This window comes from Limosilactobacillus secundus (genome assembly GCF_020784695.1).
In the GTDB taxonomy this organism is placed as follows: Bacteria; Bacillota; Bacilli; order Lactobacillales; family Lactobacillaceae; genus Limosilactobacillus; species Limosilactobacillus reuteri_F.
On sequence record NZ_JAJGUA010000044.1, the window covers coordinates 98980 to 112025 of the forward strand.

Annotated in this window: 13 protein-coding genes; 7 read left to right on the forward strand and 6 right to left on the reverse strand. The window is 38.8% G+C overall.

Going from position 1 to position 13046, the window contains the following annotated elements; all coding sequences use genetic code 11:
* The first annotated feature begins 7 nt into the window (after positions 1–7).
* The 4 genes from LMB57_RS08770 (at position 8) to LMB57_RS08785 (ending at position 4522) form a co-directional block, all read left to right on the forward strand.
* Positions 8–1072 (forward strand): methionine ABC transporter ATP-binding protein, encoded by a 1065-nt coding sequence (locus tag LMB57_RS08770; RefSeq protein ID WP_229272354.1) that lies wholly within the window; start codon positions 8–10, stop codon positions 1070–1072.
* Positions 1047–1754 (forward strand): methionine ABC transporter permease, encoded by a 708-nt coding sequence (locus LMB57_RS08775; protein ID WP_418887481.1) that lies wholly within the window; start codon positions 1047–1049, stop codon positions 1752–1754. The genes LMB57_RS08770 and LMB57_RS08775 overlap by 26 nt, the downstream gene beginning before the upstream one ends.
* Positions 1755–1772: 18 nt before the next feature.
* Positions 1773–2918, forward strand: a complete 1146-nt coding sequence (locus LMB57_RS08780) for an ArgE/DapE family deacylase (RefSeq protein ID WP_229272352.1) — start codon at positions 1773–1775, stop codon at positions 2916–2918.
* Positions 2919–3184: 266 nt separating this feature from the next.
* Positions 3185–4522 carry a ClC family H(+)/Cl(-) exchange transporter gene (locus LMB57_RS08785; protein WP_229272351.1) on the forward strand — a complete coding sequence of 446 codons (1338 nt, stop codon included), beginning with the start codon at positions 3185–3187 and terminating at the stop codon, positions 4520–4522.
* Positions 4523–4574: 52 nt separating this feature from the next.
* Here LMB57_RS08785 and msrB read toward each other — a convergent pair whose 3' ends face one another.
* From msrB to LMB57_RS08810, 5 genes are all read right to left on the reverse strand, one after another.
* The gene (gene msrB / locus LMB57_RS08790) at positions 4575–5003 is read right to left on the reverse strand and encodes a peptide-methionine (R)-S-oxide reductase MsrB (RefSeq protein ID WP_229272350.1); all 429 of its coding nucleotides are present in this window, start codon (positions 5001–5003) and stop codon (positions 4575–4577) included.
* 71 nt (positions 5004–5074) lie between these two features.
* On the reverse strand, positions 5075–5713 hold the full coding sequence (locus LMB57_RS08795) for an ABC transporter permease (RefSeq protein WP_229272349.1): 639 nt from the start codon (positions 5711–5713) through the stop codon (positions 5075–5077).
* Positions 5706–6476, reverse strand: coding sequence for an ABC transporter ATP-binding protein (locus tag LMB57_RS08800; RefSeq protein ID WP_229272348.1), 771 nt, complete (start codon positions 6474–6476; stop codon positions 5706–5708). The genes LMB57_RS08795 and LMB57_RS08800 overlap by 8 nt, the downstream gene beginning before the upstream one ends.
* Positions 6451–7116 carry an ABC transporter permease gene (locus LMB57_RS08805; protein WP_229272347.1) on the reverse strand — a complete coding sequence of 222 codons (666 nt, stop codon included), beginning with the start codon at positions 7114–7116 and terminating at the stop codon, positions 6451–6453. Before LMB57_RS08805 ends, LMB57_RS08800 begins: the two co-directional genes overlap by 26 nt.
* Positions 7117–7180: 64 nt before the next feature.
* Positions 7181–8080, reverse strand: a complete 900-nt coding sequence (locus LMB57_RS08810; RefSeq protein ID WP_229272346.1) for a glycine betaine ABC transporter substrate-binding protein — start codon at positions 8078–8080, stop codon at positions 7181–7183.
* 148 nt (positions 8081–8228) lie between these two features.
* Between LMB57_RS08810 and LMB57_RS08815 the strand changes: the two genes are divergently transcribed.
* Both LMB57_RS08815 and LMB57_RS08820 read left to right on the forward strand, forming a co-directional pair.
* Positions 8229–8684 (forward strand): Rrf2 family transcriptional regulator, encoded by a 456-nt coding sequence (locus LMB57_RS08815; protein ID WP_229272345.1) that lies wholly within the window; start codon positions 8229–8231, stop codon positions 8682–8684.
* 2 nt (positions 8685–8686) lie between these two features.
* Complete coding sequence (locus LMB57_RS08820; protein ID WP_229278197.1) at positions 8687–9541, forward strand: NmrA family NAD(P)-binding protein; 855 nt, start codon at positions 8687–8689, stop codon at positions 9539–9541.
* A gap of 209 nt (positions 9542–9750) precedes the next feature.
* On the opposite strand, the gene LMB57_RS08825 is transcribed toward LMB57_RS08820, so the two are convergent.
* The gene (locus LMB57_RS08825; RefSeq protein WP_229272343.1) at positions 9751–10941 is read right to left on the reverse strand and encodes a phosphopentomutase; all 1191 of its coding nucleotides are present in this window, start codon (positions 10939–10941) and stop codon (positions 9751–9753) included.
* Positions 10942–11046: 105 nt separating this feature from the next.
* Between LMB57_RS08825 and LMB57_RS08830 the strand changes: the two genes are divergently transcribed.
* Positions 11047–12855, forward strand: coding sequence for a heavy metal translocating P-type ATPase (locus LMB57_RS08830; RefSeq protein ID WP_229278198.1), 1809 nt, complete (start codon positions 11047–11049; stop codon positions 12853–12855).
* Positions 12856–13046: the final 191 nt, after the last annotated feature.

A 13046-nucleotide genomic window follows, 5' to 3' on the forward strand; every position in this document is an offset into this window, starting at 1 on the left:
GATTAATATGGCGAACCCGATCATTGATTTAGACAACATTAGCGTAACTTTTAAGCAACGAAAACAGGTTGTTCATGCTGTTAAGGATGTTACTTTAAAAGTAGAAAAAGGCGATATTTATGGGATTGTTGGTTATTCTGGAGCTGGTAAATCAACATTAGTTCGAACCATTAACCTCCTCCAACTTCCCTCTGCTGGATCAGTAACAGTTAATGGAACAGTTTTTTTCAAAGACCATCAACAGCAAATTAGCAATAAAGAGTTACAAGAAAAGCGGCGAAAAATTGGGATGATCTTTCAACACTTCAATTTACTAAATGAAACTTCAGTAATTGAAAATGTCCTTTTTGCTCTTAAACATACTGACTTGGATGATGACGCAAAAGAGAAAAAGGCGCTTGAACTTTTAGACTTAGTTGGCTTAAAGGATAAGGCTGAATTCTACCCTGTTCAATTATCTGGTGGTGAACAACAACGTGTTTCAATCGCCCGGGCATTAGCTAACGATCCTGAAATTTTAATTTCTGATGAAGCTACTTCTGCCCTCGATCCCCAAAATACTAACCAGATTTTGGATCTTCTCAAACGGCTCAACGATAAATTGGATTTAACAATTGTTCTCATTACCCATGAAATGGACGCTGTTAAACGAGTAGCTAATAAAATTGCTGTTATGGAATATGGACAAATCATTGAACGTGGTACCTTACAGAAAGTATTCCTTCAACCACAGCAGGATTTAACCCGACAATTTGTGGGAGGATCCTTAGCCGCAGTCGATACCCTTAAAGCATTTGACCTTGGGCATCTTGCCAATGATGAAGAGTTGCTGCAATTGGTCTACGATGCAAATAACGTGACTAAATCAATCATTATCGAGTTGTATAAGAAGCTGCAGGTTGAAGCAAGTATGCTTTATGGAAACATTGAAGTCTTGGCCGGCTCACCAGTCGGTACCCTGTTTGTGGTTATCAAGGGCGATGCCGATAAACGCCAACAAGCTATTGACTTCTTAAAAGAAAACGATGTTACTGTCACAAAGATTGATGATCGGAGGATTTGGAATGAATAATCTTATACCAAATGTAATTCAACTTGGTTGGGGTGGTGACAACGGTTGGGGTACCTCAATCGTCCAAACTATCTACATGACTTTCTGGCCAGCCATTTTCGGGGGGATTTTAGGATTAATCTTCGGAGTTGCACTTGTGGTTACTGAACCCGGCGGAATTTTAGAAAATCGAATTATTTTTAGTATCGTTGACAAAGTCGTATCTGTTTTCCGAGCAATTCCATTTATCATTTTGTTGGCTTTCATTGCCCCCTTCACACAATTGATTGTTGGGACACAGATCGGAACGACTGCCGCATTAGTACCACTTTCATTAGGTGTATTTGCTTTCTATGCTCGTCAAGTTCAAGTTGCACTTGAAAGTGTTGACCACGGTAAAATTGAAGCTGCCCAAGCTATCGGGGCTACTAACTGGGATATTATTACTGACGTTTACCTTCGTGAAGCACGTTCTGAACTTGTCCGTGTCTCCACCGTTACATTAATTAGTTTAGTTAGCCTTACTGCAATGGCTGGTGCAATTGGTGCTGGTGGTTTGGGTAATACCGCTATTTCATACGGTTACGATAGATTTAACAACGACGTAACCCTCGTCGCTACTATCCTTGTTCTTTTATTTGTTTTAATCATTCAAGTAGTTGGCGATATTTTAGCTAAGAAGCTTAACCACCAAGATCGCTAACATATAGGAGGGGTTATTATGGAAGTCAGTGAAAAAGTCAAAGTACTGCAGGATTTAATAAAAATCCATTCTGTTAATGGGAATGAAATTGAAGTAGCACACTACTTACAAAAACTCTTAGCAAATCACGGAATCCATTCAAAAGTTGATGAATTTGGTGATCGCCGTGCAAACTTGATTGCGGAAATTGGGACTGGTGAATGCAAAAAAATTCTTGGGCTCACTGGACATCAAGACACCGTAGCAGTATCCAATCCAGATCGCTGGCAACATGATCCCTTTGGTGGCGAAATTAATGGTGATTATGTTTTTGGTCGTGGAGCTGCTGACATGAAAAGTGGGCTGGCTGCTCAGGCTATTGTATTAATCGAATTAAAAGAAGCTGGGCAGCTGCCATCAGGAACTGTTAGATTTATCGCTACAGCCGGAGAAGAACTTGGTACTCCTGGAGCGTATCGTTTACAAAAGCAAGGAATTGCCGATGATCTTGATGCATTAGTAGTCGGCGAACCAACTGGTGGTAATGTTATTTTTGCTCACTCGGGGAGTATAAATTACCGCGTTACCAGTTATGGGAAATCTTGCCATAGTTCTCATCCTCAAAACGGTATTAATGCAATTGAAGGACTGCTAAAGTTTATCGAAGAAGAAAAACACCTTTTTGATAACACCAAAGATGATCAATACCTCGGAAAAGTTCAACATAGTATTACAGTTATCGACGGTGGGTCTCAAGTTAATACCATCCCCGACAGTGCTAGTCTGCAAGGAAATATCCGCCCTACGGCATCATTTAATAATATTAAGGTTGCAGATCGATTAAATGATGCACTTGAATATATTAACCACACAACTCCTTTCCAACTAGAACTAAAAATTATTCAAGATTTTTATCCAATTGCGACAGAACCTAATAACGATTTTGTCCAAATTGCCCTCCATGCTGCCCAGCGTAACTATCCAAACGACATCAAACTTGATATTATCAATGGTGCAACTGACGCAAGTGTATTTACATTAAATCGTCCTGACCTTCCAGTTGTAATTTTAGGCTGTGACGATTGGAACGTTGCTCACCAAACTGATGAATATACAACCATTTCTAGTTTCGTTGCTACAATTAAAGCTTACAAGCAAATTATTCGTGACTTTTTTGAAGAATAAGCAAATGTTAAAATGATTACCCTAATTATTAAAAAAGAGTGTTTACCGTAATATCAGTATTAAGTAACGTAATCCCTGTTATAAGTTTTTCCGTAATTTTAGTAGCTTTAATTATAAGTTTATTTGTGGATGGTAAACACTAACATAGATTTAATTAAAAAGTTCTTAGTAAAGCAGAGTGAATAATGCTAATCTCTCGTAGACTGTTATTGTTCACTCTCTTTTTATGCTAATATAAGAAAAACACCTTATTGGAGGCAGTATTTGTGAAAAACGAAAATACTTTATATCACAAACGGGCACGGGACATTTTAGGAAAACCATTTACCTCCATCATTTCCCGTTACCTTGGCGTTAGTATTGCTATTGGGGTAGTAACTGGTCTGGTGGTCGGGGTCTTTCGCTGGATTATCGACCATACACTTACGTTACTTACAATTATTTATCCTTTTATGGGTAAACATCCTTGGCTATTAATTCCATATATATTAGGAACATTTATCGTTGCATGGTTAATCGGCAAAATTGTTAAGCCTTATGAAACAGATGTTGTTCGTTCTGGCGTTACACAATTAAAAGCTGTTTTATTAGGAAAGCATCGTATTCATTGGTGGCCAGTATTATGGCGAAAGTTCGTTGCTAGTTTGCTTACTATCTGTCCAGGACTTTTCTTGGGACGTGAAGGACCAAGTATCCAAATTGGTGCCTGTATTGGAGCCTGCTTTAACGAAAAATTCTTTCATCTTACGGACAAAGATAAATATTTATTGATGGAGTGTGGCGTTGCGGCTGGCTTATCTGCAGCTTTTAGTGCTCCTTTAGCGGGAACAATGTTTTTATTAGAAGAAATGACTCATAATTTCAATTCCCGAATTTGGATTCCCGCTTTAACTTCTTCCATTGTTTCTGCATTTATTACTTTTTTGTTTTTTGGCATTAAGCCTTGCCTATATATTCCAATCATAACCAAATTGCCTGTCGCATCTTATCCATGGTTAATCATCGCGGGGGTTGTCATTGGTTTCTTAGCATACTGTTTTCAATTTGCAGCACTAAACCTAACTTGGTGGTACAGCAAAATCACATTTATCCCAAAAGAATTTCATAGTATTATTCCGCTATTATTAGTTATTCCTGTTGGATTATGGAACCCTTATATTCTTGGTGGTAGTCACGATTTTATTAAATATGTCACCAAGATGTCCCTTTCACCGAATTGGCAAGCAATGGTCATAATTTTATTAGTTTATTTCATCCTTCGTTTCGGCGGTACAATGATCGCATATGGTGCTACTGTCCCAGGTGGTATTTTCATGCCCTTATTTGTTTTAGGAGCCGTTATTGGCGCATTGACGGGAACCATTCTTATCCATATGGGAATAATCCCAGCTAGCTGTTATGTCAACGTCATTATAATTTCAATGGCTGCATATTTTGGTGGGGCAGAAGGATTACCATTTACAGCAATCTTATTAGTAACTGAAATGGTTGGCTCAGTTGAACAAATTTTGCCAATGACATTAATTACTTTAGTCGCCTATTATATTAATCGTTTATTAGGTGGTCGGCCTTCACTTTATGATGCAATGTTAGAAGAAAAATAAAATTTAAAACTAAAAAATGGGGATGGGGAAAAGTTTCTTCCATCCTCATTTTTTATTTATCAAACAACTTTAGATATTCTCCGTAGCCTTCTTCTTGCAATTTATCAACCGGGATAAACTGCAGAGCGGCTGAATTGATGCAATAGCGCAATCCTCCGCGCTCAGTTGGGCCATCAGTAAATACATGCCCTAGATGCGAATCAGCTTCCTTACTTCTTACTTCGGTTCGCTCCATCCCAAACGATTGATCGCGCTTTTCTGTAAGAGCACGCTTCTTAATCGGTTTAGTAAATGCTGGCCAGCCACACCCTGCATCATATTTATCTAATGATGAGAATAATGGTTCCCCACTAACAACATCGACATAAATACCTGGTTCATCAAATCGATCATACTTACCACTATATGGTTTTTCAGTAACTCCCATTTGAGTCACAGCATATTGCATTGGCGTTAATTTCTTTAATTCATTTTTGTCCATTTAGCACTCTCCTCATTTTCGTTACCTATTTTAATTATAGGCATTCTCAGTGAATACCACTAATTTCTTGCTCAGGTATTTAATACTCTATTCCCCCGATGCAACAATATCCACGAAATCAATTGAACAATTCCTGCGCACACTAACGTCAAAGCCATTGTTAAAACTGTTCCCCACAAAATTGGCACTACTTGTTGCCCCTGCAGTCCCTCAAACAATAATTGCCCAAGACCACCGGCATTGATCGTTGCTGCAATCGTCGCCATTGCCATTGTCGAGGCAAGGGCCACTTGGATTCCACTAAAAATTGCCGGTAATGCTAGCGGCAATTGAATTTGACGAAAAACCTGTCGAGATGTCATCCCCATCCCCACACCAACTTCGATTAATTGTGGATCAACTCCACGGATTCCCGTAATAAAGGAACGCAATAGAACATATTCAGAGTAGATCGTCAAAACAATAATCGCGGTTTTCATTCCTAATCCAGAAATCGGTAAGAGTAAAGCAAAAAATGCAAAACTTGGAATCGAATATAGGAGTGAAAAGAAATAGACCAAACTATTAAGCCATTTTTCGCGCCGCAAAAATAATAAGATTATTACAACTGCAACCACTAAGGCAATTGCTAATGAAGAAAGAACCATCGTTGCATGTTGCCGGACATCATCAAGCATTATCGGCCAATTCTCATTCCAATATTCAATCATATTGCCGCCTCCATAAATCTTGATTTTGGCGAATCGTTCCTAAAAGCTGCTCAACAAATTCGGTCGCTGGATGACGCACAATTTCTTCTGGCGTAGCAAATTGGACAATACGTCCTTCATGCATGATCATTACTCGTTGGCCTAAAAATAAGGCTTCGTTAATATCATGGGTTACAAACATAAAAGTCTTTTCTGCCAATGATTCATGAATCTTTTTTATCTCTCGTTGCAATTCCATTCTTGTTAAGGCATCCAGTGCGCCAAAGGGTTCGTCAAATAATACATATGGCGGATTAGTTGCTAAGGCCCTTGCCACTCCTACGCGTTGTTGTTGGCCCCCAGATAATTGTTGAGGATAGCGGTTTATATATTCAGTGGGGGTTAGTTGAACAAGATTTAGCAATTCATTAACCCGGCTACTAATCTTTTTCTTATCCCAATGCAGCATCTTAGGCACAACGGCAATATTTTGTCCAATTGTCATATGTGGAAATAATCCGATCTGTTGGACAACATACCCCATGTGCCGGCGCAATTTTACTAGATCGAGTTCCCGAAGCTTTTGTCCATCAATTAAAATTTCACCAGCACTTGGCGCTATCAACCCATTAATCATTTTCAAGGTAGTAGTTTTCCCTGAACCGGATGAACCAAGAATCGTTATAAATTCACCCTTGTTGACTGTGAAATTGAGATCAGGAATCACTGTTTGATCGTTAAAACGCTTCTCAACATGTTTAAATTGAATAATTGGTTCTGTCATGCTTTTGTACCTTTCTAATTAAAAAATCAAAGCTAATCATTGCCAGCAAGGATAAAACAGCAACGCTTACTGCGCCAATCACTACATAACTCATATCGTATAAGCCTAAACCAGTAAATATTAGGGTTCCTAATCCACCAGCACCAATATAAGTAGCTAAGGTTGCACTAGCAATGATTTCAACCAATGCTAGTTTTATTCCGTTTAAAATATAGGGTAATGCAAGAGGAATTTCTATTTGCCGGCGTAATTGACGCTGATCCATCCCTAAGGCTATTCCAACTTCCTTATATAGTGGGCTCACTTCATTAAAGCCAAGAATTGTATTAATTAGCAACGGCGGAAGTGCTAAAACAATTAAAGCAATTAACGCCGGGACAACCCCCGTTCCAATAAACGGAATTAATAAAAACAATAATGCCAAACTAGGAATGATTCGTAACAATTGCGCAAACATCACACAAAATTGAGCAACTAGTTTTATTCGCGAACCAACATATCCTAATGGCAGTGCAATAATCATTGAAATCGCAAGTGTTACAACGGTAAGAACAATATGCTGACCAACATATTGCCAATATTGTCCGCTATTTGTTTGAAAATATTGAATTATTTGCCCTAGCAAGCTATCACTCCTCACCTATTACCTATAATGAAGGAGCAAACATCTAGCAATAAAAACTAGTTATCTGCCCCTTTGGTACTTATTTCATATTTTGATTATACCAATTTTTAGCAACGGTCTTATAATTCTGCCCGTCAACATTAACTTTTTTGTTTAAATCTGTTAATTGCTTAGTTGTTAACTTAGCATCAACTTTATTTAAGGCTTGCTCCATTTTCGGATGACTTTTGGCAGCTTTTTTATTTACTACTGGTACTAAATTATATGGTGGCCAAATATCTTTATTATCCTTTAGTAAAGTAAACTTACTAGTTGCTAATTGACCATCAGTGGTTGAAACCGGAGCCGCTTGTGCCTTTCCTTGTTCCATGATCTTATAAAGTAAATTTACGTCATAGTCCTTAATTGACTTAAAATCAAACTTCCCATAAACCTTATTCATTTCTGGAAGAGCATCAGCACGTTTTTCGAACTCCCCCTGTGAAGCAAAATTAATCTTCTTTGCATTTTTTTGTAATTCACTTAAATTGGTAATGTGGTATTTCTTCGCATCCTTAGTTGGCATTGCAATACCTTGACGATTGTCACCTGGTGCGTAATCAAATGTCGTTAAGCCGTCTTTTTGAATCCCATCGTGTGCTAATTTAGCCATTTGACCAGCACTCTTGCCAGTTCCCTTCTTTTTAAGATATGCCTCTACAATTGTTCCCGTATAATCGGGATAAACATCGACTTCACCTTTTTGCGTTGCACTGAAAATCACATTGTTTGAAATATTGGGTTTCCGAGTAACCTTGTAGCCTTCATGTTCAAGCGCAAGCGCGTAAATTTCACTGACTGTCTTACTTTCTGAAACATTTTTCGAACCGACAATAATTGGCTTATTGCTGGCAGCACTTGCTACTGCCGGCATAATAGTCCCTGCTAGTAAGCCACCAATGCTTAATAATGAAAGAGCAACGATTTTCTTAAATCTCATTTATTTTCTCCTAACTTGTAACTAAAAAAGTTTCAATTAATAAACTAATACTATATCTAAGGAAAATAATTGTCAAGACAACACCAGACCCAAGCGCTTGACATCATGTAACTATATAAATTACAATCGCAATTAAAGGAATGATAATATGAAAATTTCAACTCGTTTTAGTGATAGCATCCATATTCTTGCTTTTATTAATATTTATCAAGGAATCATCCCATTAACAAGTAATAATATCGCTAGCAGCATCGAAACTTCCCCAGTTGTTGTCCGGCGTTTGATGAGTGCGCTCAATAAAGCTGGATTAATCAACACCGTCCATGGCGCAGCAGACCCAGTACTTGCAAAATCTCCCGATAACATCTCACTTTATGATGTTTTTCTTGCGATCGAAGGAGATGCGCATCTGTTTACGATTGATGAACGAACAAATCCACAATGCATCGTCGGCGGGAATATTCAAGAGACGCTTGATGGCTTTTACCAGCAAGCAGAAACAGCAGCAAAAGCTAAACTCGCAAGAATCAGTTTACAGGATGTAATCGACACCATTCGCGTTAAGCAAGCACTCAAAGATGCTGAAAAAGAAAGAAGGAATTAATAATGAAGTATATGGTTACTGGTGCAACTGGACACCTTGGTCAACATGTCGTTAAGCAATTGAGCAAACTTACATCTCCAGATAATATCCGTGTTGGCGTTCACAATCCCGCAAAAGCTTCCCAATTCAAAGATGCCGGATACGAAATTGCGGCAATTGACTACTATGACGTTGCTAAGATGACAGCGGCCTTTAACGGAATTGATGTTGTTATCTATATTCCAAGTATTACCTACTTAGTTAAGGATCGAATTGACGAATTTGAGAATTCATTAACAGCAATGTTTAAGGCAGATATTCATAATTTAGTCGATGTTAGTTTTATTGCAGATCAATATAATAACCCATTCCAAATGGCTGGTTACTACGCATACTTACCAGCCCGACTTGCTAGCTCGGGCCTTGAATATGCGGTTGTTAAGAATTCATTGTATGCCGACCCGCTTGTTCCTTACCTGCCAGAATTAATCGAACGACATAATATTATTTACCCGGTTGGTGACCAGGCAATGAGTTTTATTTCCCGCCAAGATAGCGCTGAAGCCATCGCCAATGTAGCGGTCAAGCCATACTTGCGAGATAAGGGACAAAATTATCTCCTTACCATGAGCAAAAATTATACAATGCCAGAACTTAGTTATATTATGACTAATGTTACGGGTGAAGAAATTGGTTACGATCCGGTTACCGTAAAAAGATTTGCTGAAATTTACGCTGCTGAGGGTGATGGAAACGAACTTGCCTCGATGTACCAAGCAGCTGCAATAGGCTTGATGAATCAAGTTACTGACGACTTTGCGCATATCACTGGACATCAACCGACAGATATGAAAGAATTCCTTATAAAAAATTACTAAGCGCTTAAGTAAATTTGAAAGGGTGTCTTTTCTATGTTTACTCTTCCCCTTGGTATTGGACAAATTCATGCAATGCACGAGTTATTTAAAACAAACCCGCGTCTTGCTGCCCTTGTCCTTCTTTTAATTATGGGAATTGCTATTTACTATAAATTTCATCGTTAAAATAGATAAAAGAGGATGGAAAATCAGAACTTTTTCATCCTCTTTTATTGATATGCAGAAAAGAATTCTCTTAAAAAACTATTACCAACTGGTAACTTATCTCCTAAGTCATAATTATCAAGAATTGTTGCCCCAATATCGCTAAAGCTTCTGCCACCGAGAGAAATATTTTGTTTAATCTGCGGGGATGTTATAAGTAAGGGCACATATTCACGAGTATGTTTTTCGCCAGGATAAGTAGGATCATTCCCGAAGTTCCCCGTCACAATCAGTAAATCATCATCTTGCATTTTATCGATAATTTTTGTAAGTTCATGGTCAATCCGCATTAATTCCGTTCCAAAGCCTTCAGGATTACGCGCTTTACCAAATTGTTCTATCTCTCCTACTTCCGCCATACAAATACCTGTAAATTTTTTATTGATTAGCTCTTGTAACTGAACAAAACTCTCTTTATTATTCCCAGTTATTTCATTACGAGCTAAATCAAAGAACTGAGTACTTTTTCCGATTAATTTCACCGCATAGCCTTCTTTCAGGAGATAATCAATAACTGTTGAGCTTGATGGAGCTAAAGGAAATTTATAAAGTTCTTGGGGGTAAAAATTACCCGGCTGATTACCACTAAAGAGAAGACCATTCACATTTTCGATAGTATATGGAGAATCATCCAACATTTTTCGTAAGATCTGACAATCTTTTTTTAATTCGGCAACCGAAATAGTATGTTCATGCGCAATTAACCAAACACTCGAAGAGCTAGCCGTCGCTAATAATAGGTTACCTGTTGCCAATTGTTCAAGGCCATAATCCTTCAATGCCGTCTGGATATTCATTAAGGAATTGCTTAAAAGGGGACGCTTTGCTTTTCGTGCAAAATTAGTTGCTATTTCCATCGGCACACCAGTAATAAAAATATCAGATTCAGCGGTCGTTGCTAAACCCATCATCTCCCACTGGCTTTCACGATCACTCAGGCCCATTGAGATTGGACTCATTTGTCCATAAGCAGCAGTCGGCTTTTCAAGCGAAGGCATTCCCATAGTTGGGTGCAAGTTTCCTAGACCCAGTTTCTGAAAAGTCGGTAATTGTAACCGCATCCGAAAGTGTTCCCCAAGATGCCCTAGTGTATCAGCCCCCAGACTCTCAAAATGATTTGCGTCTGCCGTTGCTCCAATCCCTAACGAATCAATTATCACTACAAAAATTCGTTGATAAGCTTGACCATTTTGCATTATTTTTCACCAGTTCTCCTTAATATTTCTAACTTTTTTATTATATCACCGCATAAAAACTCTATAATTAAAGTGTAGAAAGTATTAGAACTAAGCGGGGGTATTATGAAAAAATTATCTAATAAGCAAAAATTAATTATCATTTTAGTAATCGCAGCAATCGCAGTTATACTCCAATTTGGATTCCATTTACACCTTTTCGCACAAATCTTGGTTACTATCGCGGGGGCAATTGTTGCCTTTTCAATGTTTATTGGCATGATAAAAACTATTCGTAATGGTAAATATGGCGTTGATTTGCTTGCCATTATGGCTGTCATTGCAACGCTGGCCGTTGGCGAATACTGGGCAGCGATGGTTATTCTTGTAATGTTAACCGGAGGAGACGCCTTAGAAGATTATGCGGCCAAAAAGGCAAGTACAGAATTAAAAGCATTACTTAATAATTCACCACAAACGGCACATTTAATCACTAATGGTAAAACTAGCGATATCTCAGTTAACGATGTCAAAGTTGGCGACAAGCTGATCGTTAAGCCTGGAGAATTAGTACCAGTCGATGGAATTATTAAAAATGGCGAGGGATTGTTCGACGAATCGTCATTAACTGGTGAATCACGGCCAGTTTCAAAAACAGCTGGTGACGAAGTGATGTCAGGATCAGTTAATGGTGATAATGCTATTACTTTACAGGTCACCAAGCTAGCAAAAGATAGTCAATATCAGCAACTCGTTAAATTGGTTAAAGAGGCTGAAGCAACTCCTGCCCACTTTGTCCGATTAGCCGACCGATATGCTGTTCCATTTACGGTTATTGCCATTATTATCTCTTCACTTGCATGGGTATTTTCCGGTCGTCCCGAACGCTTTGCGGAAGTTCTCGTTGTTGCTTCACCATGTCCATTAATCCTTGCAGCTCCCGTGGCAATGGTTTCTGGAATGAGCCGGGCCTCACGAAATGGAATTGTTGTCAAGACAGGTAGCGTGCTTGAAAAACTGGCGATTGCTAAAACCGGTGCATTTGATAAAACAGGAACTATTACAAGCGGTCAATTGACCGTTGATAAAATCCTACCCACAGGGAAAATCGACTCAACTCAGCTTCTCCATTATGCAGCAAGTGCTGAACAACAATCATCACATATTCTAGCACGCTCACTAATTTCTTATGCCATTGCATATAATGTTTCTTTATCAACTGTTGATCAACTTAAAGAATTAACCGGTAAAGGAATTTTAGCAACCGTTGATGGGCGGGAAGTTAAAGTAGGAAAATTAAAATTCGTATCTCCGGAAAATCTTAATCAGATATTGGCAATAACCGCTATCTATGTGAGCGTTGACGGGCAATACTATGGTGCAATTACTTTTACCGACCATATTCGTCCTGAAGCAAAGCAAACAATGAACCAGTTAAAACAACTTGGTGTTACCAATCTATTAATGTTAACTGGAGACCAAGCTGTTATTGCAGATAAAGTTGCCCAACAAGTAGGGATTACCCAAGTTAAAGCTGATCTTCTTCCACAAGATAAAATCAATGCACTTAAAGCTATTCCAACAAATGAACATCCTGTTTTCATGGTTGGTGACGGCGTAAACGACGCACCTTCTCTTGTGACAGCTGATGTTGGAATTGCGATGGGAGCTCACGGATCAACTGCTGCTAGTGAATCCGCTGCCGTTGTTATCCTAAAAGATGACCTTTTGCGAGTCGCAAAAGCCGTTAGCATTTCTCAGGAAACTCTGCGGATTGCAAAACAAGCAGTCTTAATCGGAATTGCAATTTGTACCATTCTAATGCTTATTGCTAGTACCGGAATTATTCCAGCCTTTTTCGGCGCCATGTTACAGGAGATAATTGATACCGTTTCTATCCTATGGGCACTAAAAGCACGGAAAATGACAGACTAAACAGAATAGCGAGGGAGCGAGACAGAAGTCACTTGTGACTTCGTTTTTCGACGCGAAGCTAGCCTCTGGGAGCCCCCGCAAGCAACAATAGGCCTCTAACGTTCGGTTTTGCCGGACGTTAGAGGCCATTGTTGTACTGCGTATTTTCTTTTTTTACGAAAGTAACCTAACTTATGTCACAGTCCCTCGCT